We start from the raw sequence: 25,104 nt of genomic DNA on the forward strand, positions 1-25,104 counted from the left end.
GCACTGATATCAATGCCGATTGCCGTTTTTTTCATAATTTTGAATTTACCAATTAAACAAAAGGAAAGAGAAACTTTCATTCAATTCAACTCCTTAATAATGGGCTTAGATCCCTAATTTCTATTTGAATCTCAATGAAAGAAAGAGCATTTAATTCTAAATCAAGCCATCGGTTTTTCCCGGAGCGGAGCAAAGTTTAATTAAATGCTTTTCTCTTTTCTAAATTTAATATTTTCCAATCATATTTTATTATTGCAAATCTAAAGGAGCGGAAATCCTTTTTTGTGGCTGGAATTAGCGATGGCAAAAAGATTGGGAGCGGAAGACGGATAAAGGCGCCCAAATAATTACCAGGCTTTCTCTCTTGATTCTTTTTACTTTTCTCTTGTTTCTTCCTCAATTTCCTTGGCTTGATATTTTCATAGAACGGAATATCTAATTAAATAATTTGAAAAAATCTACATTCTTATGAACGGAACGATGATACAGTTTTTCCATTGGTACACCGATGGCGACTCATTCCTTTGGAAACATACAAAAGACCAAGCAACATATTTGTCGGACCTTGGGATTACTTCGGCCTGGCTTCCGCCTGCTTATAAAAGTACGAACGCAGGTTTTTCTGTTGGGTACGACCCTTACGATTTGTTCGACTTGGGGGAATTTGACCAGAAAGGTGGCGTTGCTACAAAATATGGAACGAAGGAGCAATATCTGGAAGCCGTGAAAGCGCTCAAAGAAAATAAAATTCAGGTGATTGCCGATGTGGTTTTGAATCACAAAGCAGGCGGTGACGAATTGGAGAAATTCCGTGTGGTGAAAGTGGACGAAAATGACCGCGACAAGGTGATTTCTGATGTGATGGAAATTGAGTCTTACACCAAATTTACATTTCCTGGAAGAGGTGACAAATATTCTAATTTCAAATGGGATTTCACTTGTTTCTCGGGTGTGGATTATGCGGAAGGTTTGGACCAGGCAATTTTTCAAATCTTCAATGATTTTGGCGATGGCTGGGATGAGATTGTGGATACGGAAAAAGGAAATTACGATTATCTGATGTACAATGACATCGAGCATCGCAGTCCGTTTGTGCGCGAAGAACTGAACCATTGGGGGAAATGGTTTCACGATGAGACGGGATTTGATGGCGTGAGATTGGACGCTGTGAAGCATATTTCGCCCGGATTTTACAGAGAATGGCTGACGCTCTTGCGCTCCAACACAGGGAAAGACATCTTTGCCGTTGGTGAGTATTGGGCGCCGGGATTGTTGCCACACTTGGAAGCCTATATTGATTCTACGGAAGGTTGTATGAGTCTATTTGACTCGTCGCTTCAGCATAATTTTCATACAGCTTCTAAAACGCCAGATTACGATTTGAGAAAGATTTTCAGCAAAACATTGGTAGGTTCTCATCCGGACAAATCTGTCACTGTGGTGGACAATCACGATACGCAACCGCTTCAGGCTTTGGAAGCGCCGGTGGAGACTTGGTTTAAGCCATTAGCTTACGCTTTGATTTTGTTGAGGAAAGATGGTTATCCTTGTGTTTTCTATCCAGACCTTTATGGCGCAAGCTACAAAGACAACGGGAGTGATGGGAATGAATATGAAATCCATCTCGAGAAAGTGGATGCGATAGAAGAACTCATCAAAGCGAGAAGGGATTTTGCTTATGGCGAACAGAGAGACTACTTTGAAGATGCGAATTGCTTAGGCTGGATTCGTGAAGGTGATGATGAGCATTCTGGTTGTGCCGTCGTTCTAAGCAACAAAGATGCTTACCACAAACCAATGGAAATCGGGAAGCGATATGCTGGGCAAATCTTCTATGACTTCACCGGACATTTGGAAGATAAAATCACGATTGACGAAAATGGCTGGGCAGATTTTCCTTGTCCTGCGGGAAATGTGAGTATTTGGGTGGCAAATTAATATTATATTTGATTTATAATTAATTTATGCCAATGGAAAACTCAAACAAACCTCCAAAAGTAACGGGCATAGGCGGAATTTTCTTTTTGTCTGATGATCCAAAGGAAACCAGAGATTGGTACGCAAAGAACCTTGGTCTTGATATGACCGAATGGGGCTCAACTTTCGAGTCCAGAAATATAACTGACCCAGACGAAGTGAATCAATTGCAATGGAGTCCGTTCAAAAGCGGAAGCAGTTATTTTGAGCCTTCCAAAAAGGAATTTATGGTCAATTACCGCGTTCAGAATATCGAGGAATTGGTGAAAAATCTAAGGGAAAATGGCGTCACTATCCTTGATGAGATTGAGGAATCTGATCATGGGAAATTTGTTCATATCCTGGATTCTGATGGGAATAAGTTAGAGCTTTGGGAGCCGACTGATAATTAAAATAATTGTAGCTAACACAATAAAAAAACCTCTCGAAAATCATTTCTGAGAGGTTTGCATTTTTATATTAAGGATTCAATTAATATCCACTTTCGCTTGAGCCTTCGCCAAGAAGTGCTTTTGCTGCAGACGTTCCGATTCTTTGGATTCCTAAATTTATCATTTTTTCTGCATCTTCAGGCGTTTTTACGCCACCAGCCGCTTTCACGGGAAGTTTACCTGCATTGTCCAACATGATTGCCACACCTTCAAAAGTAGCGCCGTTTGGTTTTCCGCCTTCTGTCACATAAAAACCTGTTGAAGATTTCACGAAGATCTTTGAAAAATCTTTTTCCTCAAAGTTTTCTTGTGCCCATTTCCAAATGCTGGCTGTCAGATCCGCAATTTGAGAATCTGTAAGTGCAGCGATCTCGATGATCCATTTTACAGTCTTGTCGAAATGCAGACCCAATTTGGTTCCTTCCACAAATTCTTTTTCGACCAAATCTAAATCTCCAGCTTTGAAAGCTTCATAATTAATGACGTAATCCAACTCGTCCACGCCATCCAAAACCGCTTGGTTTGCTTCAGCTAATTTTTCATCCAAAGAATAAGTGCCTTCGTGAAAGCCGATAACCGTTCCTACCAAAACTTCGGAATTCTGAGCTGTGAGGTAATCTTTAATTAACTTGACATAATTCGGACGGATCATTACTTCTTTAAAATTGTAAACGATTGCTTCATCTGTCAATTCTCTTACTTTTTCAAAGGTTTGTTCTTCTGACAATCCAGACTGAGCGGGCGTTTTGAGATATGTTGAATCTAAAAATTGATTGATTTCCATAGAAATATATTTATTGATTTTCACTAATAATGAATAAAGTTAAAGCCTATTGATCAATAGCAAATTTGTAATTACAAAAATAAAAAAAGGACACAAATAATTGCATCCTTTTTATGATTATATTGGTTCTTATCAAACTTTTAGCTGTCTGCTGATGCTTTGCTCGAGAGAAAGAATTGTTTCTGTTCTGGTAACGCCTTTCAGTTTTTGGATTTTGTTCAGAATCTCCATCAAGTGATCATTGTCTTTGCAAAGTACTTTTAGAAAAATGGTGTAGTTTCCGGTTGTGTAATGCGCTTCCACCACTTCATTCACCATATTCAAATTTTTGATCGCGTCTTGGTAATGGCTTGGTTGATCCAAGAAAATTCCTATATAAGAAACTACTTTGTATCCAATTTTTCTAGGATTAAGAAAAGAAATTGAATTTTCTATAACGCCTGCCTGTTCCAGTTTTTTGATTCTCTGGTGAACCGCCGTTGTAGAAATCCCTACATGTTTGGAAATGTGTGCAAGGGAAGTTTTTGCGTTATCCATCAACATATAGACTATTTCTTTGTCAACTCCGTCTAAATGGTATCCGGATTCAGATGCACTTTTCATAATTTATAATAGATTTTAATGTTTTAAATATAACAAAAATAAAACAACAAAATAATTCTCATTAAATTTTAATTTTTACATTAATTTAAAAAAAATTAAAATTTAATTAAAATAATTGTTTATTGTTTTTCATTTGGTTGTAAAATTATAGAAAATAATATGAATTATAAAAATATATCATACTTAATTTTTCAAAATCATATAAAATAGATTAAAAATAAACTTAGTTTCAAGTTGAGTTCAATGTTAAATTTGGGTTAATTCAAAATCAATAGATTATTAATAAAAAGATTAATTTTAAATTTAAAACAAACATAAAACATTATTAAACAACGAGTTAAAAACAAAAATCACCATTGATTAAAAAAAGTATTTTGAATCATGGAAAAATGATATATTTAAAAACTTATATATAGACCCAATGAAAAATTTTTACAACCTGATCGCATTCTTTTTTGCGATCCTAAGCTATGCGCAGACGCAGACGGTCACGTACTCGATCAGCCCACCTGCCTTCAACGAGGATGAATCTATTACCATCACTTTCAACGGTAGTAGCATCAATGAATCTACCTGGGGCGTTGCCAACAACGCTTTGTATCTGTGGAGCTGGTCATTTGACATCAACGATTCAAATAGCCAAGACTGTCCTACAAACGGATCATGGAATGCTTCCAGCGAAACCAACAAATTAACTTACAATGCTGGAAATGACACTTACAGCATCACATTTGTCCCAAGAACTTTCTACAACAGAAATGGAATTGGAAAAATCGGATTCCTCCTTAAAACTAAGACTGGAAACGGACAATCCCAAGACATCTTCTCCGAAGTTGGAAGATTCCAATTTGTGAATGCTAATCCGAAAAATGGATCCGTTAATTTCGCACCTTCCGGAAGCAATTATCCAATCATCTACAGTACATCTCTACCTGCAAATTATGAGATCAAAGCTAATGGAACAGTAATCCACACAGCAACAAATGTGTCATCCACAATTAAAACTTTTAGTTTGACTGCCGATACACAAGTCGAATTAACTGCAACCAGTGTTGCGGATGGAACAGTTTTAACCTCGAAATTTTCTGTTTCTCCAACACCGGCTGTACAGACAGCAACGATGCCTTCTTACATGAGGCAGGGAATTAATTACGATCCAAATGATCCTACAAAAGTTGGTTTGGCATTGTATGCGCCTTTTAAAAGCTATGTTCACGTGATTGGAAGTTTCAACAATTGGCAGATTTCTTCTAACTATGTGATGAAGAGAGATACAAACAACACCAATTTATATTGGTTAGAAATCACAGGATTGACACCTCAACAGGTTTATACTTTCCAATACAGAACCAGTGATGGTGTGAAAGTGGCGGATCCATATTCTACTTTGGTACTTTCTCCGGATGACGATCCTTGGATTTCTTCTACTACTTATCCTGGATTGCCCACTTACCCAGCAGGACAACAATTTGATGTTTCTGTAATCCAAACAGCAAAACCTGCTTACAACTGGACTGTTACAAGTTTCCAGAAACCAGCAAAACAAAACCTTATTATCTACGAAGCATTAGTAAGAGACTTCACGGCAGAACAAAACTGGCAGTCTATGATTGATAAAATCCCTTATATCAAAGGATTGAACGTCAACGCTATCGAGCTAATGCCAATTATGGAATTTGATGGAAACAACTCTTGGGGTTATAATCCTGGATTCCACTTAGCTTTGGACAAAGCTTACGGAACACCGGAAAAATTCAAAGAATTTGTAGACAAGTGTCACCAAAACGGAATTGCCGTAATTTTGGATATTGCACTAAACCACGCGACTGGAAGATCACCACTTCAAAGACTTTGGATGAATGATCCATCAGGAACTGGATATGGTTCTACAGCATCCAATAATCCTTATTTCAACCAATTGCCTACACACAGTTACAATGTGTTTAATGACTTCAACCATTCAAAACCAGACACAAGATATTTTGTGAACAGAGTTTTGGAACAATGGATCAAAGAATATAAGGTGGACGGATTCCGTTGGGATCTTACAAAAGGATTTACCCAGAATTGTACTGCTTCTGACGAAGGTTGTACAGGTTCTTACCAACAAGACAGAGTGGACGTTCTGAAATTATATTCAGATTACCAATGGTCTCACGACCCAACTTCTTACATTATTTTCGAACATTTGGGAGGAAATCAAGAAGAGAAAGAATGGGCAAATTACAGACTGAACGAAGGAAAAGGCGTAATGATGTGGGACAACATCACTGGACCATACGGACAAAACACGATGGGTTATGATGCCAACAGTAACTTCAACAGAGCTGATTTCGAAAACCACGAATTCAACGAAAGAAGAAATGTAACTTACGGCGAAAGCCACGACGAAGAGCGTTTGATGTACAAAAACCTAACGTTCGGAAACGGAAATGTGAAAAACCTTTCTACAGCATTGGAAAGACAAAAAGCATTTGGCGCAGTGTTTCTAACGGTTCCAGGTCCAAAGATGATTTGGCAGTTTGGAGAACTTGGGTACGAATTCAGTATCAACAGATGTGAGAATGGAACCATCAGCAACGATTGTAGACTTTCTCCAAAACCTGTAGCATTCTCATTAGGTTACGATACCAATGCAGAAAGAAAATCCATCTACGACACCTGGGCAAAAATCTTGGAAATCAGATTATCAAGCCAAGTTTTTGACACAACTACCTTCACTGTAGAATCTGGAAACTTGTTGCCAAGAATCTTCATTTGGAATGACGCTTTACCTACAAGCTCTTTGAAAAATGTTGTCGTAGTTGCCAACTTCACGACTACTGCACAGACAGTGACACCTAGCTTCCCATATTCCGGAACTTGGTACAACTTGATGAACAATACTTCTATGTCTGCAAGCGCTTCTACGACGGTAGTTCTACAGCCGGGAGAGTTTAGAATCTATGGTAACCAAACAGCTTTGGCAACAGACGAAACTAAAATTGACATCAACAAAACTTCACTTCAAATTACTCAAAATCCATCAACAGATGGATTGTTGAAAATCAGATACAACAAAGCGAAAAACGGACAAATCAACGTTTTCGATATCAACGGAAAATTGGTTAAAACATTCGGCGTAAAATCTGCCAAAGGAGACGAAACACTCTCTGTCAATGGATTGACTTCTGGCATTTATCTGGTCCAGTTGAAATCAGATGACGGCTTGGCAGTTTCCAAGCTGATCATCAAATAAGACAAAATAAATTTTTCAAATCAAAATGAAATCGCCTCGAACATTCGAGGCGATTTTTGTTTTTTATTTTTCTGCAAGTTCCTTCAGTTTTCCAAGACCTTCCGAGAATGACTTGTTCATTTGCCAGGTCATCATCGGTTTCATCGGTTTGAAAAGCGTTTCGATTTCATAATCAATATTCCAGGTCACTTTTGTTCCGGAACCTTCCGAAGCCAAAAGCAAATCAGAAGTTGCTGTATCATCCATTGGTTTGATGAAGTGCATACTTGTCGCCACTTTTTCATTAGGGACAATCGCAGTAATTTCCTGTTCGCCTTCGCCCACATCATCATTTCCTTTCCAAGTGTAGCCGTCACCCACTTCGCCAGTTGTGCCTTTGTAAGTCACAACCAGATTTGGGTCGTACTTCATCCAAGGATTCCAAGTGTTAAAAGCTTTCATAGAATTCACATTCTGCCAAACTTTTTCTTTCGGAGCATTGATAACGAGAGATTGTTCGTTATGACATTTGCTGTCGAAAAACAACATTGCAATCACGCAATAAGCAATGAAAATCGCTAAGATTATGCCAATAATTTTCAAAAATTTCTTCATAATTTACATAGTTTGAGTTACTAACAAATCTAAAAAGAAATTAAATACAAAAACTTTTCTTAGGGCAATATTTATTTGGGCGCCAATTTCCGCCTTCCACTCCCGCTTTTTTGTCATTGCGAACCACGTTTGGCAATCAGTAGAACTTTTACAAAATCGCAATGACAAAAAGAGCTCCGTTCAAACCTAACGAAGTGGTTCGCCGATTCAAATAAAATATATTCAAAATAGAGAGGCAAGTCGGGGCGCAATTTTGTCATACTTTCAACTTTAGGTACTAAATTTGTGATTTCAACCAAATAACAAAAAGGCTTCGACTCCGCTCAGCCTGACAGTTCGCATATAACAATTTATTAGCGATGTCACTCTCAGCGGAGTCGAAGAGTCTCACATTAAATTTAAATAGTAAAAATTCAAATCAAAATATGAATCCACTTTTAGAAAAATTCAACACCAAATATACCTCATCACCTTTCAGCGACATCAAAGAAGAACATTACCTTCCCGCATTTCAGGAATTGGTAAAAACCGCTGAAAAAGAAATCGACGAAATCACACACAATCCAGAAAATCCATCTTTCGAAAATACAATTGAGGCAATGGCATTTTCCGGCGAACAATTGGACAGAGTTTCCAGTATTTTCTTCAATCTTAATTCAGCCGAAACCAACGACGAAATCCAGAAAATCGCGCAAGATGTTTCACCACTTTTGACCGAATTCTCTTCCAAAATTTCTCAAAACGAAAAATTATTCGAAAGAATCAAAAACGTTTACGACCAAAAAGACACTTTGTCATTGAACGAGGAACAAAAAATGTTGCTCAATGAAACTTACAAAGGTTTTGTGAGAAGCGGAGCTTTATTAAATGAAGAAGACAAAAAGAAACTGGAGAAAATCAATATGGATTTGTCCATCAAGTCGCTTCAATTCGGACAAAATGCTTTGGCTTCGACCAACGCTTATTTCAAACACATCACAAAAAAAGAAGAATTGAAAGGAATTCCGGAAGCGATTCTTGAGCAATACGAGGAAGATGCAAAGGAAAAAGATTTAGAAGGTTACGTGATTACACTTCAATATCCAAGTTATCTTCCTGCACTGACTTATGCAGAAAACCGTGAATTGAGAAAAGAATTGGCATTAGCAAACGGAAAAAAATCCTTTGATGGCGGCGAATTTGACAATCAAAACCTCATCAAAGAAATCGTGAAACTTCGTCAGGAAAAAGCGGAATTGTTGGGTTATAAGAATTACGCAAATTTCGTTTTGGAGGAAAGAATGGCAAAATCGCCGGAAAAAGTGTTTGAATTCCTGAACGAACTTCTGGACAAAGCAAAACCATTCGCTCAAAAAGAAATCGAGGAATTAAAAACCTTAGCAAAAGCCGACGGAATCGAAGAAATCCAAAGTTACGACCACGCTTTCTACGCTGAAAAATTAAGAAAACAAAAATTCGATATTGATGATGAAGAACTGAAACCTTATTTCCAATTGGAGAAAGTTCAGGAAGCAGTTTTTGGGTTAGCAGGAAAGCTTTTCGGATTAGAATTTAAAGAAATCAATGACGTTCAGAAATACCACGAAGATGTGAAGACTTATGAGATTTTTGAGGTTGGAAGCGGGAAGTTGGAAGATGGAAATGCAGAAGGCTTCGAGAACCTCAGCCTGACAAACGAAAAGCAAGAAGCCAAAAGCCAATCGCTAAAAGCAATTCTTTACGTCGATTATCATCCTCGGAAAGGAAAACGTGCCGGCGCTTGGATGACGAGTTATAAAAATCAATACAAAAAAGACGGCGAAAATTCCCGTCCGCATATTTCAGTGGTTTGTAATTTTACAAAACCGACGAAAGACACACCAAGTTTACTGACTTTCCAGGAAGTGACTACCTTGTTCCACGAGTTTGGTCACGCACTTCACGGCGTTTTGGCAGACACACAATATCCGAATCTGTCCGGAACATCCGTGAAATGGGATTTCGTGGAATTGCCTTCTCAATTCTTAGAAAATTTCTGCTACGAACCAGAATTTTTGAAAACCTTCGCCAAACATTATCAAACCGGAGAAATCTTACCAGACGAAAAAATTGAGAAGTTATCTCAAAGCAAATCGTTTATGGAAGGCTATCAAACGATGAGACAAGTTGGTCTCGGCTTGTTGGATATGGCGTTTCATTCGGAAGTTGGAGAGTTGGAGCGTTTGAGCGTGAAAGAGTACGAAGTTGAAAAAACTGAGGCTACAAGTATCTATCCTTCGAATCCGGAAACGGCGACTGCACCTAGTTTTTCACATATTTTCCAAGGTGGATATTCGGCTGGTTATTATTCTTACAAATGGGCGGAAGTTTTGGATGCGGATGCGTTTCAATATTTCAAAGAGAATGGAATATTCAATCCGGAAATTGCTTCAAAATATAAAATCCTTCTTTCTTGCGGCGGAACCAAGGACCCGATGGAATTGTTCAAAGCGTTCCGTGGAAGTGAGCCGAAAGTTGAGAGTTTATTGAAAAGAGCCTTCGGATAGAATGAGAAATACAGAAAACAAGAGTGAAAATCACTTAATTTATTTAAAGAAAGTTGACTTAATAGAGGACAATGGTATTTCGTTAAAATTTGACAACTTACCTGATTGGAACAAAAAGAACAATTTTTACAGGAATGATAGGTTTTACGATTACTATGATACTATTGAAATTTATTTTATTAAAAACATTTCAAACTATTATTTGAATCTTAAAAGACTAATTGGCGAAATTATTTTCATTGAAAAAGAATCGATAAATATAATAAACTTTTGGGATGAGGATTTTGGCTCTGAAGATGCAAATACATTTGATTATTTGGACAATATCGAAATTAATAATTTGGAAATAAAAAGAATTCCGAAAACTGAATATGACTGGAAAACTGATTATGTAAATCTTGAGAAAGTTTACTTAGAACTAATAAATAAAAAATCTAACTATTGAATTGTCCCTGCTGTTCCGGAAAATCCTACAAAGATTGTTGTCAACCTTATCACAAAAAAGAAAAATCTGCACCAACTGCTGAAGCTTTGATGCGTTCTCGTTTTTCAGCGTTTGCCATTCCAAATGGTGAATATTTGTGGGAAACAACGCTTCCATCGAAACGGAAATTCCATAACAAAAAAAGCTTGCAAGAATGGGGCGAAATCAATGATTGGACGAAGTTGGAAATCGTGGATACGCCGTCAATGAACAAGGTGGAGTTCAAAGCGTTTTACACGGATGAAGATGGAAATCCGCAAGTTCATCACGAGTTATCGACTTTCAAGACGATTCAGAATCGCTGGTATTATGTGAGCGGAGTATTTTTGGATTGATTTTCATTAATGGGCTTCGAGAGCCTCAGCCTGACAATGGATAAAATTATCTACTCTTAGAAATGTCACTGAGGATGGAAATGTTCTTTACAATCCTTTTTTCTTCTTCTGTCTCAAAACATACAGATACAAACTTTCCACTTTTGCTCTTGCCCAATCGGTTTTTCTCAGGAATTTCAGTGAGGAATTGATGCTTGGATTGTCGGCGTTGAAACATCGGATGTTGATTTGTTTCCCCAATTCTTCGAAACCATTATAATAATCCACCAATTCTTCCAAAATCGCGTCGAGTCTTTTGCCGTGTAAAGGGTCTTTCGAAGTTTGTTCCATTTTGTAAAATTATTGATTTTAATGTAATTTTAAACGCAAAGTCTGCAAAGATTTTTTTTATAATGATTTAAAAAATATGTGAGGTTCGCAAAGGCGCTTCGCTCAGCTAAGGCTTGAAACGTATTAAAGCCTTTTTAAAATACTTAAACCACAAAAGTCACAAAAGAATATTTTACAAAAGCTTTTCAAAAAGAACAAAAAAGGAAAGCTTAAGTATTACTCTTTTTTGAACTTCTGCTAAAGTTAAAAAACGTCATCACCTTTTGTAACTTTTGTGGTTGATGTAGAACTCAAAAAAGCTGTTAAAGACATTTTATTTTCTTGATGTAATTTCCGCTTCTCCTTATTTCATATATTTGATTATAAATCAGAAAAAATGAAAATCCTAACTTTTATTATCCTTTTATTTTCTACAATGTCTCACGCTCAGGACTTCGCCAACTTCGGCAAATATCAGAAACAAAATCAAGAAGTAAAATCCAAAACAACAACACCAAACTCTGTATTGATGGGCGATTCTATCACAGAAGGCTGGTTTGCCACAGACCCGGAATTTTTCACCAAAAACAATTTCGTCGGAAGAGGAATTGGTGGTCAGGTGACTTCGCAGATGCTTTTAAGATTTCGGGAAGATGTGATTTTATTGAAGCCAAAACGCGTGATTATCCTCGCTGGAACCAATGATATTGCGGAAAATCAAGGTCCTATTTCTTTGGATAAAGTTTTTGGAAATATTGTTTCGATGGTGGAATTGGCAAAAGCAAATAATATTAATGTTGTCCTCTGTTCTGTACTTCCCGCTTCCGATTTCCCTTGGAGAAAAGGAATGATGCCCGCTGACAAAGTGATTACACTGAATCAAATGATAAAAGATTATGCTCAGAAAAACAAAATCACCTACATCGATTATCACACGCCTTTGAAAGACGACAAAAATGGTTTGCCTAAAGAAATCGCAGAAGACGGAATCCACCCGAACAAACTGGGTTACGAAAAAATGGAAGCCATCTTGATGAAAAATTTAAAATAATGAAAAAGGCAATTGTTATCCTATTCTTTCTTATAAACAGTATTTTATCATTCGCTCAAAATAAAATTGACAAAGATTTAGAAAAATGTTTGGCTCAAGATAATTCTACGGCTGGCCAAAGAAACTGTATCAATTCTGCTCAAAAATCCTGGGATAAAGAACTTAACAAATCATATATTTCATTAAGCCAAAAACTTTCAAAAAATGGAAAAAAGGAATTGGTGGAAGCGCAGAGAAATTGGATTCTCTTCCGAGATTCTGAATTCAAATTGATTGACAAATATTATTTTGATGTGAAGAAAGGAACAATATTTTACGTCATCGCAGAGAATAAAAAATTGGAGATTATAAAAGCAAGAGCAATTCAAATAAAAGATTATGATTATCAATATGACTACTAATAATCGAATATTTAAGTAAAGTTCTATATTCATATTGTTAAAAAATGTATTTTTAGGAAAATAATTCTCCATTAAAACCAATAACACTATGAAAATGAAACATCTACTTTTTGCTATCACTTTAGTATCGAGTTTGTGCCTCAAAATCAATGCTCAAATCCAGCCCACCAAAATACTCATCAATAATGTCGAGATTTTCAATGGGATTGACAACAAACTTGTAAAAGGAAATATTCTGATTGAGGGCAACATCATTTCCAAGATATCCCAATCTCCGATTCCTACAGACAAATCTGGCTCTACCAAAATCATAGATGGACAAGGCAAATTCCTGATGCCAGGATTGATAGATGCCCACGTCCATTTGCTTTTTGAATCTGTTCCCAAAATGCAGGCGATGACATCAGATTTTGCAATGTTGAACTTGCTTGCCGCAAAAGCTGCAGAAAAACAATTGCTAAGAGGTTTCACCACCGTTAGAGATTTGGGAGGCGGTTCTCTGTCGCTTGCCAAAGCTATTGATATGGGATTGGTAACCGGACCTAGAGTCTATTCCAGCGGTGCTTTCATCTCGCAGACCGGTGGACACGGCGACTTTGGATTGCCTACAGATGTTCCAAGAAAAATTGGAGAACTGTCTTACGCCGAAAGAAACGGAATGGTAGCTGTTGCAGATGGTGAAGATGCGGTATTATTAAGATCCAGAGAACAACTGAGACAAGGCGCAACGCAACTGAAACTGATGGCAGGAGGAGGCGTTTCCTCGGACTATGACCCGCTAGACGTAACACAATATACAAGCAAAGAATTTGCAACAGCCGTTTCTGCGGCAGAAAACTGGGGAACATACGTCACTGTTCACGCCTACACACCTTTGGCGATAAAAACAGCGATAGATGCCGGCGTAAAATGTATCGATCACGGACAATTGGCAGATGAAGCCACGGCAAAATTGATGGCACAAAAAGGAATCTGGTGGAGCCTGCAACCTTTTTTGGATGATGAAGATGCCAATCCACTTCCGGCAGGATCTCCTAATAAACTTAAACAAATCGAAATGACAAAAGGCACGGCAACAGCTTATGCCTTGGCCAAGAAATATAAAATCAAAACAGCTTGGGGAACAGATGTTCTTTTTGATCCAAAGTTGGCTGAGAAGCAAGGAAAGCAACTCGCCAAATTGATCAACTGGTATCATCCTTTTGAAATTTTAAAAATGGCAACTTCCACAAACGCAGAACTCTTGAGAATGAGCGGAAAAAGAAATCCTTACCAAAAAGGAAATTTGGGAGAAATCACAGAAGGCGCTTATGCTGATCTGATTCTCGTAGATGGAAACCCTTTGAAGGAAATCAACTTGGTCGCAGACCCTGAAAACAAATTCCTGATCATTATGAAAGATGGCGTGATCTATAAGAATATTTTGAAGTAATATCTAAATCTAAGATTCATATAATTTCCTGCCGTAAATTCTTACCGAAAAGTGTATTTTTAGGCAAAATTTTTTAGTAATGATCTACGGAATCGATACGCTTGGATATCAGGATGTTTTGGAAATAGCACAAAATCCATCGCTTGCAAAACTCAGTGAAAAATCAAAAGAACAAATTATAAAGTCGCAAAAGAATGTTCAAGAAATTGTAGCTTCTGACAGGACGGTTTACGGTATCAATACAGGATTCGGACCACTTTGCGACACCAAAATATCAGAATCGGAAACAGCTCAACTTCAGCACAATTTGATTATTTCTCACGCCGTTGGTGTTGGAAAACCGATTGATAAGAATATTTCCAAAATAATGATAATTGCCAAGATCCACGCTTTGTCGAAAGGATTTTCGGGAGTTTCTTTGGACGTGATCGAGCGATTGATATTGATGTTAGAAAAAGACATCATTCCTGTTGTTCCGGAGCAAGGTTCTGTTGGAGCTTCTGGAGATCTGGCGCCTTTGGCACATTTGGTTTTACCTCTTTTGGGATTAGGCCAGGTTTGGGAAAATGATAAAACGGTTGAAACAGCTATAGTTTTAGAAAAGCACAATATTCAACCTTTAAAACTTGGTCCGAAAGAAGGTTTGGGATTGATCAATGGAACACAATTCATCCTCGCTCACGCCATTATTGGATTATCAAAATTTGAATATCTTTTGGATCTGGCAGACTTGACTGCGGCAATGAGCCTTGAAGCTTATCGAGGCTCTGCAAGTCCTTTCAAAAAAGAATTGCACGACATTCGTCCGTTTGACGGAAGCCGAAAAGTGGCAGAAAGAATGCGAAACCTCCTGAAAGATTCCGACAATCTGAAGTCGCACGAATTCTGCGACCGCGTTCAGGATCCCTACTCGATGCGATGTGTGCCACAAGTTCACGGGGCTAGCAGAAATGCTTTTGAACATCTGAAGCAAATGGCAGACACAGAATTGAATTCTGTAACCGACAATCCAATTATTTTAAGTGCAGAAGAATCTATTTCCGGCGGGAATTTCCACGGACAATTGATGGCTTTGCCTCTGGATTATTGTTCATTGGCAGCAGCTGAACTTGGAAATATCTCTGACCGAAGAAGTTATCTTTTGTTGGAAGGGAAATACGGTTTACCTAAGTTATTAGTAGAAAGTTCTGGACTCAACTCTGGCTTTATGATTCCGCAATATACAAGTGCAGCATTGGTTACAGAGAACAAAACGCTTTGTTTCCCAGCTTCCGCAGATTCTATACCGACAAGTTTAGGTCAGGAAGACCACGTTTCTATGGGAAGTATTTCGGGAAGAAAATTCAATCAGATCCTTGGGAATCTTGAAAATATTTTGGCGATTGAATTAATGTTTGGAGCACAAGGTCTGGAATTCAGAAGACCTGCAGTTTGCTCGGAAATTGTTGAGAAGAATTATGCAATTATTCGTTCTGTAGTTCCGAAATTGGAAAATGACCGATTGATTGGTGAGGATATTTTGAAAATTGCTGATTTGATTAGAGAAAGAAAACTGATTGTAAATTAAAAAAATCTTCGACTCCGCTCAGACTGACACGTTTTTCTTATTTGAGATGTCATGCTGAGCGGAGTCGAAGCACATTTAATCATCTTTATATTAATGAAAACCCTAAGAACAACTTCCGAAAACCCAGACTTCCAAAATCTCGTAAAACAACTGGATGCTTATCTCGCCATAATGGATGGTGATGAACACGGTTTTTATGATCAATACAACAAAATTGATTCGCTAAAAAACTGTATCGTCATTTTTGATAATGATGAGGCCGTTGCTTGTGGCGCCATTAAAGCTTTTGATGAAAAATCGATGGAAGTCAAAAGGATGTTCACGCTTCCGGAACAACGTGGAAAAGGTCTGGCTTCTGCCATTTTAAAAGAATTAGAAACTTGGACTAAAGAATTAGGTTACGAAAAAACCATTCTCGAAACTGGAAAAAGACAAACCGAAGCTGTTGCACTTTATCAAAAATGCGGTTACAAAATCATTCCCAATTATGGGCAATATGCAGGCGTGGAAAACAGCGTTTGCTTTGAGAAGGAATTATAGATTTTCTCTCGCGGATTTGTAGATTTAGCAAATCTTTTTACAAATTAAATCTGCAAAATTTGCCTAATCTGCGGGAATTATTTTTAGAACAATTTAAAAAAATCAATTCCCAAACTGGTAATCCAAAGGCAACATTTTTGAAACATTTTGATTAGAAAAATGCTCTTCCAAAATCAACTGATCTGGCTCGGAAGAAAGACCTTCTTTGAAGATTTCAAATTCCAAAGCTTCGGGATGAAGGATCGACGATTGCGTGACAACTCCTCCAGATTTTACAAATTCCCCTTTTTTGATTTCATAGTAATACTTCTGATAATTCACCATCAGCAGATCTTCAAAGTCCAAAAACAACCTTCCATCTTTTCGTTTTGTAAACTCCGATTCCTTGATTTTGGTTTTTAGAATCGCCATCAGGAACTCAGAATTTTTACTTTTCTTTTGCGAAATGGCTTCTAATTCGTCCGTCCAAGGCAACGTCGAATTCTGTGTTTTCTTGATGTTGAAATGGTCTTTCAGTTTCTGCAATTCGGCTTCCGAAGGATAATTTGGGTTTGGGATTCGTTTGGCGTGATTCACGATGAACCCTTCTTTTTCCAGCTCGTTGTTGTAAAGACTTCTAAAAAAGTGCATCAGACTTCCCTTGTAAGCATTCATTCGATTCAGAACAATTTCTTTTCTGAAACTCGTCTCTTTGAAAAATGAAGTTCCAATATAACTGGTGCTTTTACTATTAAAATCTGCCTGAAAATTGATCAGATTGTACTGAATCGTGTAACCCAATTTTTTATTTTCGATGACCAAAGTTTGTGGCGCCTTCACCTTCAAGAACTTATTTTTTTTGTCGTAAGAAAACTTGAGCGTTCTTTGATTTTTGATTCTCACATCATCGCGATCGAAACCGATAAATTTATCCAAAAAATAATTAATAAAATCTTTGTAAGCCTTCTCTGTGTAAGGAATGATAATTACTTCCTCAATCTCGTTCTGCGGATTGATGACCACTTTTACGGTTTTCCCAATCGCTTGATTCAATGGGAAAATATTGGTTTCGTAGTTGTCTTTCTGGAAAATCAAGTTTCCACTTTTCTGACCTTGAACATCAAGTTTGAAACTTCCGTCATTGATTGAAAGTGTGGAGATCTTGGTTCCATCCAGATAAATATTGACATCAGAAACTGAAGAACCACTTTCGGTTTGAATCTTACCTGAAATGATCTGGGAATAAAACAACAACGTCCCAAAGAAAAAAAATAAAAACTGTAAAAACTTCACGTGATATATTTTTTCGAATATAATCAAATAAAAAAGAAATTTCTCCTAAGGAAAATCATTTTGAAGTTCAATTTTGTTTTAATTCTAAAAAGCAAACCCTTTTACTATCAAGTAAAACCCTCCAACCCTTTGTAAAATAATGAATTTCGCTTGACTCCCGTTACGCGGTTTATTAAACTGCCCGATGATTACTTCAACTAACAAGATGCTTAGCTCAATTGAACAGTTCTCCATTTCAATGAAATATTTGAATCCCTTAACTAATTTCGAGAGATTATATTTTTGAAAATCCCAAAGAGATGACCTATTAATAGAAAACGAAATTACACTGTAAATAAAAAGCTCCGTAGGAGCGAGATGTTTGTAGAAGCACAAGGATAAGCAAGTATAAGCTCTGTAGGAGCGACACATCCAATGCTAAATCACAGACAAAATATAGCACCTACGGAGCTCTAATATTTTGACGATTCACTTATTCTACAAACAGGTCGCCTCTACGGAGCTTTTTTATTTCTAATTTTGTTGTTTATTTAACAAATTTCTCCTGATGGAACATTCTTGGAAATATCTATCCGATTCTTAATGATGTCATACTCAATGAACCGCCAATCAACGAATCGTTGAACAAGGATAATTCTTCTGATTTGTCTTTCAGTCCGAGATTATATATCAACGGCAGATAATGGTCGGGCGTTGGAACGGCGTATTGCAAAAATGTACCTTGTTTTTGATAATCGATGAGTTTCTGAAAATCGCCGTCAAGAAGCCAATTGTTAGTTTTCTCGCGCGCTTCTATCGCCCAATCCCAGCCGGCACCAACAGTATCAATATTTTTCCAGTCGATCAATCTGAGGTTGTGAACGATGTTTCCACTTCCGATAATCAAGATTCCTTTTTCTCGAAGTTTGGACAATTTCTTCGCTAAGTCAAAATGATATTGTGGTGGTTTTGTGTAATCTATGCTCAACTGAATAACAGGAATATCTGCATCGGGATAAAGATGACGAAGAACCGACCACGCGCCGTGGTCCAATCCCCAATTGTGGTCTTCTTCCACCAAAACAGGAGACAATAATTCTGCAGTTTCTTTGGCCAATTCTGGATTTCCTTTTGCCGGGTACTGAACATCAAACAAGGCTTGTGGGAAACCGCCAAAATCGTGAATGGTCTTCGGAAGTTCCATTGCTGTGACAAATGTACCGTTGGTAAACCAATGCGCCGAGATACAAATGATGGCATTCGGTTTTGGAATCTCTTTGCTGATGTTTCGAAAACCTTGCACAAAAATATTTTCTTCGATGGCGTTCATCGGAGAGCCGTGTCCGAGGAAAAGGACGGGCATTTTTTGTGTGGTTTTGAAGTTATCGGAGATGTTGGAAAGGTCGTTGAGGTTCATTTTTGTTTTGTAAAAAGTAAAATGTATTGATGTAAAATGTATTTTCAAACCATTTTTCTACTCCTTCGACTCCGCTCAGGATGACAGTAGAAAATAATTTGAAAATTTAATTAAAATTACTCCCTTTTAGGGTTGGGGAAATAATTTTGATGAAATTTTTCTCGCAGATTTGGCTGATTAAGCAGATTTTTATTGACATAATATTGTCATTCCGTAGGAATCTAAACTGTCGAGATTGACTTCGTAAAACACTTCGTTAGGTTTCCTGTGGAATGGCAAACTTCGTGTTTATAACAAAGCTTGTTTTTATGTAGAATCTGCAGCCCGACTTGAGTGGAAATCCTTTTTTGCGTCTGCTCAAGTTCTATTTAGACAGAAATAGTCTGCAAAAAAGATTGGGAACGGAAGGCGGAAAAGCTGCCCAAATCATTACAATTGAAATCAAAAAAGCGTGAACAAAGTTGCTCTTGTTCACACTTTAAAAACTCAAACTATAAAAATACTATGATGTATTATTGTTTTACGAACTGCAGTTCTCCTGCAATTTTCACTTCTTCGCTCACCATCACACCGCCTGTTTCCAATGCTGCGTTCCAAGTAAGGCCGAAGTCTGACCTTTTGATCTTTCCTTCGAAGGAGAAACCTGCTTTAGTATTGCCCCAAGGATCCGAATTGATACCTCCGAAGTCCACGTCCAAAGTGATTTCTTTGGTAATGCCGTTCAATGTTAGGTTTCCAGTCACATCGCCGTTCAAAGTTGAAGCTTCGAAAGTGATTTTCGGGTTAGCTTCTGCGTTGAAGAAATCTGCTGATTTCAGGTGGTTATCTCTGTCTGTATTGTTGGTGAAGATAGAATCTGTATCGATGAAAGCGGAAACTTTCGCGCTTGTGAACGTGTCATCTTCTGCGTCGATCTCTGCGTTAAAAGTTGTGAATTCTCCTTTCACGTTGGAAATCATCAAGTGTTTTACTTTGAAAGTGATCTCGCTATGCGTTGGGTCTAATAACCATTTAGTTGCCATAATTTTTAATATTTTGTTGATTAATTATAGTGCAAATTTATAGCGCCGAGCTCCGCCTCACATTGATGTAAGTTAAGAATTACTTTTTTGTGAATTTTTTAACGATTGCCTTGTTTCGGCACAAAGATTTCTGTGTTGAAACAATGAAAAAACTTTCCTTTCTATTTCTACTTTCCAGCGTGTTTTATTTTTCCCAGAAGAGCGATTCTGTGGCTTTGATTTCGGAAGTCAAAATCGATGCTTACAAAAAACCGGTTTCATTTATTGCCTCTACCAAATCGGTTTCTGTGGTTTCGGAAAATTTGCTTTCTCAGAATCCGCCTGACCGCTTGTTGGAATCTGTCAACCAAATTGCTGGTGCGAGAATGGAAGAACGTTCGCCGGGAAGCTACAGGATTGCGGTGCGAGGCAGTTCTTTGCGTTCGCCGTTTGGCGTTCGGAATGTGAAAGTTTATTTGGATGATTTTATTTTGTCTGATGCTTCGGGAAATACTTATTTTAATCAGATTTCGCCGGATTTAATTCATAAAATCGAGATTTACAAAGGTCCGGAAAGTGGTGATTTTGGTGCGGTGACTGGCGGAACTTTGTTGCTTCAAACTCAGAATTCTGATGACCTGTCTTTGAATCTTTCGTCTGGAAGTTATGGGACTTTTAATGAAAGTATAAATTTTTCAAAGCAATTGGGAAAGCACTTTTTCCAGGTTTATCAAAATTACTACAGAACCGATTCTTACCGCGAACAATCGGCGGTTGAGCGAAAACAGATTTTCATTAAGGATAATTTCAAATATTCTGACAAAGGAGAATTGAAGGCGATGCTCCTCTTCTCCGATTTGGATTATGAAACGCCTGGCGGACTGACTTTGGCGCAGATGGAAGCCAACAGAAAACAAGCCCGACCAGCAACGGCAACGCTTCCCGGAGCGAAAGAACAGAATGCAGGAATCAGTAACAAAATGGTTTTGGCCGGACTTTCCAATCAATATCAATTGACGAACGGACTTTCACATTTTGTTTTGATTCAAGGCTCTTATGTCGATTTTGAGAATCCTTTCATTACCAATTTTGAAAACCGTTTTGAAAGTAATTATGCGTTGCGAACACACTTCAATTATAAAAAAAACTGGGACAAGGTTTCTGCGGAATGGCGATTGGGTTACGAAGGTGCGACCAATCCAATCTTCATCAAAAACTTCGACAATAACCGCGGAACAGAAGGCAATCCGCAGAATTTTGATAAGCTGAGAAACAATTCCGGATTCTATTTTCTGTCGCAGAAATTGAATTTTAATGAGCGGTTATTTACTGATATTTCCATTAGTTTAAATTCTAATGCTTACAAATGGGAAAAGATTTTTCCGACTTCTGAAACTGGAAATGTAAAGTTCAAAAACCAATGGTTGCCGAATTTTGGGATGACCTATGTTTTGGACAAAGGATTTTCTGTGAGAGGGAAAATCGGGAAAGGAAACTCGGCGCCGACGAATGAAGAGATTCGTTCTTCCAACCAGGAATTCAATTTCAATCTCGTTCCGGAATATGGTTGGAATAAAGAAATTGGCGTACGGAAACAATTTGGGAATAGCATTTTCTTGGAAGTTAATTATTTCGATTTTCGAATGAAGGATGCGATTGTTCGAAGGCAGAATGAAGCTGGACAGGAATATTTTGTAAACCAGGGAAACACGGTTCAGAAAGGTTGGGAATTTCTTTTGGAATCGAAGCGTTTTGATTTAGAGAATAATGTTTTGAGTCATTTCAAATTCAGATTTTCGGGAAGCATTTATGATTTTAAATTTAAAAATTATGTTCAGGGAACTTCTGATTTCTCAGGAAATACCTTGACCGGCGTTCCGAAAACCAGCATCAACAGTTTGTTGAATTTTACTTTCTTTAAAAAATTAGCCGTTGATTATTCTCAATTTCTGACTTCAAAAATTCCTTTGACAGACGCGAATTCTGTTTGGTCGGAACCAAGTTTGGTTTCGAATATCCAATTTCGTTATCCTATTAAATTCGAAAAAGCAAGGTTGGATTTGTTTTTTCAAATCCAAAATTTGTACAATGAGGAATATGTTTTGGGATTTGACATCAATGCTTTTGGAAACCGATTTTATAATCCATCGGCAAAACGGAATTTTGTATTGGGCGCGAATATTCAGTTGTAATTTAAATTGAAAAATGTCTCGCAGATTTTGCTGATGACGCAGATTTATCATCTTAACCTGCTCGACTTGCAAAATCTGCGCGAGTTTTAAAATTTCTCTGTTAAATATTTCCAATAACGTTTCGGGACGTGCTGAACGTGGAGTTTGATATTTTTCCGTTCCTTGATATTGGTCTTCGTGAAATAACTTTTCCAAAGTTCCTGATAATTGACTTCTTCCTCGTGGAATTTCTGCTGATATTGATTCAGATTGAAGGACGAATCCGGATAGAAAAATTCACAATCCTTTAAATCATAAAACAATCCGTAATGGCGTTTGAGGTCATAAATCATCCATTTCTGGTCAGCATATCGGTCTTTGAAATGTTTCCGGATCAAAGGCAGAACATCAAAATCAGGGTCGATTTTGGCGAAATAAATATCGTCTTTCATTTTCTCAAACCTGACAAACGCAGTCATCCGATGTCTTTCTCGACTGACTGATTTACAGATTTTTGAGATTTGAAGAATATCATCATTAGCGAAATTCTGCAAGACATTATCATCTGGACTTTTAATCGATTGCTGGATGGCAGAAAAAATCAAATCTTCGGATTCCGGAAGTTCTGAGAGGAAAACCATCAGCAATTGTTTGATGCCAGACTTTCCGATGCTTGTTTCTAATTTCTTTAAAACTCTGTCAGATTTTTTGTTTTGCGTCACAACCTCGTGGATTTCGGCGAACATATTTTCCTGTTGAAATCTTTCTCTGTTTCTGATTTCCACGTCTTTATACTTGTATTCAAAAACTTCGAATACTGCGGTTAAAAGTCCGTCGAAACTGCCGTCGTAGAGGAGGGTTGTCATTTTTAAATATATTGTTAACACTTCGACTCCGCTCAGTGTGACATCGTATATCATTTCATTAGAATTGTCAGGCTGAGCAGAGTCGAAGCCTTTAAATTAAAACAAAGTCAACTTCTGAGAAAATTGTTAAATTAAAAATATCTCGGAACATCTCGACTTCCGTGGAGCACTCTTACAATTCGGATATCATTGTCCAAAATCCTGTAGAAAATGAGATGGTGGTCTTTTGGAAAGCTGTACAAACCTATTTTTATTTCATTTCGCGCTTTCCCTACTTCTGGATTTGTAAGCAAACTTTGAAAAACGTCTTCAATCTCAGTGAGATATTTTTCCGCTTGTTCAAATCCAAACTCATTCATTGTATAATCGAAAATATCTTCCAAATCTACATCAGCAATTTCTGATAGAATGTAGAATTCTTTAGACATTGCTATTATCTTTCTTCTTAGATTTGATGATATCTTTTATCGACCTGAAACTTGAATTACCATCCCAACCTTTCTCAATTTCATTTCTCAAATCCTGAATAATGCGATGGCGATAAACTTCGTGGAGACGCAAAGCATCACGTACAACCTCGCTGGCATTCTGAAAATCCCCAGACTCTATCTGTTCGGAAATATAATTTTCCTGCTTTTTTGTGAAACTGACATTCATTTTAAATTCTTTCCTCGAAATTACAATTAATATCCAAATTTAGCAAATATGGACATATGAAAATGATTCTTTTATAATGTCAAAAGCGATATTATTTCCTGTTTGTCAGGCTGATGCTCGCAAAGCCCAATATTTAAAATAAAGTCAACTGCTGGGAAAACTGATTTTGGAACTTGGATTGACTTCCGCCGATAATTAATTTTCTCAAATTCAAATCGGTCAAATGTTTCAAGAATGGATTGCCATAACTAAAATCGATGAAATATTTTGCACGATTGACAGCTGCACCTAACTTTTTCAAATTATCAATATTCAAAACCTGGAAACGTCTGGAACTGACAATCTTCATCGCCGTTTTCACTCCAATTCCCGGAATTCTTAGAATCATTTTGTAATCCGCCGTTTGAAGATTGACAGGAAATTGGTCTAAGTGACGCAACGCCCAACTCAATTTTGGGTCCACTTCCAAATCCAGAAATGGCATATTGGAATCCAAAATCTCATCCGCTTTGAAACCATAAAAACGCATCAACCAATCGGATTGGTACAGACGATTTTCCCTCAAAACAGGAACTTCCGCAGTGATTGCCGGCAAGCGATTGTCCGACGTGACAGGAATATAACCCGAATAATAAACGCGTTTCATTCCGTAATTTTGGTAGAAATGGTCGGCGACTTTGATGATTTGCAAATCGTTTTCGTTGGTTGCGCCTACAATCATTTGTGTGGATTGACCGGCTGGCGCGAACTTCGGAACGCTTTTGATGATTTTCTTCTCGTCTTTATATTGTTGAATTCCTTTTTGCACGATTCGCATCGGTTGTAGCATATCTTCCCGATTTTTGTCCGGCGCTAAAAGTTTGAGGCCAGATTCAGTCGGAATTTCAAGATTAACGGAAAGCCGGTCAGCGTAAAGTGCGGCTTCCTGCATCAAAATATCACTTGCTCCAGGAATCGATTTGAGATGAATATAACCATTGAAGTTATGTTCGTTTCTCAGTTTTTTCGCGACACGAACCAAACGTTCCATCGTAGTATCTGCATCTTTGAAAATCCCGGAACTCAAGAACAAACCTTCGATGTAATTTCGGCGGTAAAAACTGATGGTCAAATCCACCACTTCTTCCACCGTGAAAGCGGCACGTTTGATGTCATTCGATTTTCTGGAAACGCAGTAGATGCAATCGTAAATGCAGTGGTTCGTCAAAAGGATTTTGAGTAGCGAAACGCATCGTCCATCCTCTGTGTAAGTATGACAAATTCCACTGGCTGAACTGTCGCCCAATCCCCCATTATTTTTCCTTTTTCCGCCACTTGATGAGCAAGAAACGTCGTACTTTGCAGCATCAGCAAGTATTTCCAGTTTTTCTTTTGTGCGGTCAAAGTTCATATTTTGGAAAATTTTATTTAGAAGAATTGAGCTATAAATTTACGTCAAAAATAAGTCCAATTAATTACAATTTTGATAGT

Annotated in this window: 23 protein-coding genes; 12 read left to right on the plus strand and 11 right to left on the minus strand. The window is 37.6% G+C overall.

Annotation, left to right across the window (positions count from 1 at the left end; translation table 11 throughout):
• Nucleotides 1–468 precede the first annotated feature (468 nt).
• The gene (locus IO90_RS00005; RefSeq protein ID WP_034962696.1) at nucleotides 469–1,938 is read left to right on the plus strand and encodes an alpha-amylase; all 1,470 of its coding nucleotides are present in this window, start codon (nucleotides 469–471) and stop codon (nucleotides 1,936–1,938) included.
• Nucleotides 1,939–1,970: 32 nt separating this feature from the next.
• Complete coding sequence (locus IO90_RS00010; protein WP_228374621.1) at nucleotides 1,971–2,369, plus strand: VOC family protein; 399 nt, start codon at nucleotides 1,971–1,973, stop codon at nucleotides 2,367–2,369.
• 79 nt (nucleotides 2,370–2,448) lie between these two features.
• On the opposite strand, the gene deoC is transcribed toward IO90_RS00010, so the two are convergent.
• Complete coding sequence (deoC, locus tag IO90_RS00015) at nucleotides 2,449–3,192, minus strand: deoxyribose-phosphate aldolase (RefSeq protein ID WP_034963126.1); 744 nt, start codon at nucleotides 3,190–3,192, stop codon at nucleotides 2,449–2,451.
• A 132-nt stretch (nucleotides 3,193–3,324) separates the two neighbouring features.
• Nucleotides 3,325–3,795, minus strand: coding sequence for an Lrp/AsnC ligand binding domain-containing protein (locus IO90_RS00020; protein ID WP_034962700.1), 471 nt, complete (start codon nucleotides 3,793–3,795; stop codon nucleotides 3,325–3,327).
• A 421-nt stretch (nucleotides 3,796–4,216) separates the two neighbouring features.
• Here IO90_RS00020 and IO90_RS00025 point away from each other — a divergent pair, with 421 nt between their 5' ends.
• Nucleotides 4,217–7,033 (plus strand): alpha-amylase family glycosyl hydrolase, encoded by a 2,817-nt coding sequence (locus IO90_RS00025; protein ID WP_034962701.1) that lies wholly within the window; start codon nucleotides 4,217–4,219, stop codon nucleotides 7,031–7,033.
• A 63-nt stretch (nucleotides 7,034–7,096) separates the two neighbouring features.
• Here IO90_RS00025 and IO90_RS00030 read toward each other — a convergent pair whose 3' ends face one another.
• The gene (locus IO90_RS00030; RefSeq protein WP_034962703.1) at nucleotides 7,097–7,627 is read right to left on the minus strand and encodes an SRPBCC family protein; all 531 of its coding nucleotides are present in this window, start codon (nucleotides 7,625–7,627) and stop codon (nucleotides 7,097–7,099) included.
• 425 nt (nucleotides 7,628–8,052) lie between these two features.
• Between IO90_RS00030 and IO90_RS00035 the strand changes: the two genes are divergently transcribed.
• From IO90_RS00035 to IO90_RS00045, 3 genes are read left to right on the plus strand one after another with little or no spacing between them, the layout of a single operon-like run.
• A complete protein-coding gene (locus IO90_RS00035; RefSeq protein WP_034962706.1) occupies nucleotides 8,053–10,152 on the plus strand; it encodes a M3 family metallopeptidase in 2,100 nt (699 codons plus the stop codon).
• Between the two features lies 1 nt (nucleotide 10,153).
• The gene (locus tag IO90_RS00040) at nucleotides 10,154–10,597 is read left to right on the plus strand and encodes a hypothetical protein (RefSeq protein WP_034962708.1); all 444 of its coding nucleotides are present in this window, start codon (nucleotides 10,154–10,156) and stop codon (nucleotides 10,595–10,597) included.
• Nucleotides 10,594–10,971, plus strand: coding sequence for a YchJ family protein (locus IO90_RS00045; protein WP_034962710.1), 378 nt, complete (start codon nucleotides 10,594–10,596; stop codon nucleotides 10,969–10,971). The genes IO90_RS00040 and IO90_RS00045 overlap by 4 nt, the downstream gene beginning before the upstream one ends.
• Nucleotides 10,972–11,058: 87 nt before the next feature.
• On the opposite strand, the gene IO90_RS00050 is transcribed toward IO90_RS00045, so the two are convergent.
• Complete coding sequence (locus tag IO90_RS00050; protein ID WP_034962712.1) at nucleotides 11,059–11,301, minus strand: VF530 family DNA-binding protein; 243 nt, start codon at nucleotides 11,299–11,301, stop codon at nucleotides 11,059–11,061.
• 376 nt (nucleotides 11,302–11,677) lie between these two features.
• On the opposite strand from IO90_RS00050, the gene IO90_RS00055 reads away from it, so the two are divergent.
• From IO90_RS00055 to IO90_RS00075, 5 genes are all read left to right on the plus strand, one after another.
• Entirely contained in the window at nucleotides 11,678–12,331 is a 654-nt protein-coding gene (locus IO90_RS00055) for an SGNH/GDSL hydrolase family protein (protein WP_034962714.1), read from the plus strand.
• Nucleotides 12,331–12,732: a lysozyme inhibitor LprI family protein gene (locus IO90_RS00060; protein ID WP_034962716.1), complete on the plus strand. Its 402-nt coding sequence runs from the start codon at nucleotides 12,331–12,333 to the stop codon at nucleotides 12,730–12,732. Before IO90_RS00055 ends, IO90_RS00060 begins: the two co-directional genes overlap by 1 nt.
• Before the next feature lie 94 nt (nucleotides 12,733–12,826).
• Complete coding sequence (locus IO90_RS00065; RefSeq protein ID WP_228374622.1) at nucleotides 12,827–14,164, plus strand: metal-dependent hydrolase family protein; 1,338 nt, start codon at nucleotides 12,827–12,829, stop codon at nucleotides 14,162–14,164.
• Between the two features lie 79 nt (nucleotides 14,165–14,243).
• Nucleotides 14,244–15,731 carry a histidine ammonia-lyase gene (gene hutH / locus IO90_RS00070; protein WP_034962720.1) on the plus strand — a complete coding sequence of 496 codons (1,488 nt, stop codon included), beginning with the start codon at nucleotides 14,244–14,246 and terminating at the stop codon, nucleotides 15,729–15,731.
• A 93-nt stretch (nucleotides 15,732–15,824) separates the two neighbouring features.
• The gene (locus IO90_RS00075; RefSeq protein WP_034962722.1) at nucleotides 15,825–16,271 is read left to right on the plus strand and encodes a GNAT family N-acetyltransferase; all 447 of its coding nucleotides are present in this window, start codon (nucleotides 15,825–15,827) and stop codon (nucleotides 16,269–16,271) included.
• Nucleotides 16,272–16,373: 102 nt separating this feature from the next.
• On the opposite strand, the gene IO90_RS00080 is transcribed toward IO90_RS00075, so the two are convergent.
• The 3 genes from IO90_RS00080 to IO90_RS00090 form a co-directional block, all read right to left on the minus strand.
• The gene (locus IO90_RS00080; RefSeq protein ID WP_131450795.1) at nucleotides 16,374–17,543 is read right to left on the minus strand and encodes a hypothetical protein; all 1,170 of its coding nucleotides are present in this window, start codon (nucleotides 17,541–17,543) and stop codon (nucleotides 16,374–16,376) included.
• Between the two features lie 568 nt (nucleotides 17,544–18,111).
• Nucleotides 18,112–18,939 carry a 4,5-DOPA dioxygenase extradiol gene (gene ygiD, locus IO90_RS00085; protein WP_034962725.1) on the minus strand — a complete coding sequence of 276 codons (828 nt, stop codon included), beginning with the start codon at nucleotides 18,937–18,939 and terminating at the stop codon, nucleotides 18,112–18,114.
• Between the two features lie 512 nt (nucleotides 18,940–19,451).
• On the minus strand, nucleotides 19,452–19,961 hold the full coding sequence (locus IO90_RS00090; RefSeq protein ID WP_034962727.1) for a YceI family protein: 510 nt from the start codon (nucleotides 19,959–19,961) through the stop codon (nucleotides 19,452–19,454).
• A 143-nt stretch (nucleotides 19,962–20,104) separates the two neighbouring features.
• Between IO90_RS00090 and IO90_RS00095 the strand changes: the two genes are divergently transcribed.
• A complete protein-coding gene (locus IO90_RS00095) occupies nucleotides 20,105–22,132 on the plus strand; it encodes a TonB-dependent receptor (protein WP_034962728.1) in 2,028 nt (675 codons plus the stop codon).
• 86 nt (nucleotides 22,133–22,218) lie between these two features.
• Here IO90_RS00095 and IO90_RS00100 read toward each other — a convergent pair whose 3' ends face one another.
• The 4 genes from IO90_RS00100 to IO90_RS00115 form a co-directional block, all read right to left on the minus strand.
• On the minus strand, nucleotides 22,219–22,977 hold the full coding sequence (locus tag IO90_RS00100; RefSeq protein ID WP_034962730.1) for a TIGR03915 family putative DNA repair protein: 759 nt from the start codon (nucleotides 22,975–22,977) through the stop codon (nucleotides 22,219–22,221).
• A 131-nt stretch (nucleotides 22,978–23,108) separates the two neighbouring features.
• A complete protein-coding gene (locus IO90_RS00105) occupies nucleotides 23,109–23,405 on the minus strand; it encodes a type II toxin-antitoxin system RelE/ParE family toxin (protein WP_034962732.1) in 297 nt (98 codons plus the stop codon).
• Entirely contained in the window at nucleotides 23,398–23,634 is a 237-nt protein-coding gene (locus tag IO90_RS00110; protein ID WP_034962734.1) for a type II toxin-antitoxin system ParD family antitoxin, read from the minus strand. Before IO90_RS00110 ends, IO90_RS00105 begins: the two co-directional genes overlap by 8 nt.
• A 133-nt stretch (nucleotides 23,635–23,767) precedes the next feature.
• Nucleotides 23,768–25,024, minus strand: coding sequence for a putative DNA modification/repair radical SAM protein (locus IO90_RS00115; protein ID WP_034962736.1), 1,257 nt, complete (start codon nucleotides 25,022–25,024; stop codon nucleotides 23,768–23,770).
• Between the last annotated feature and the right edge of the window lie 80 nt (nucleotides 25,025–25,104).

This window comes from Chryseobacterium sp. FH1, assembly GCF_000735135.1.
Lineage (GTDB): Bacteria > Bacteroidota > Bacteroidia > Flavobacteriales > Weeksellaceae > Epilithonimonas.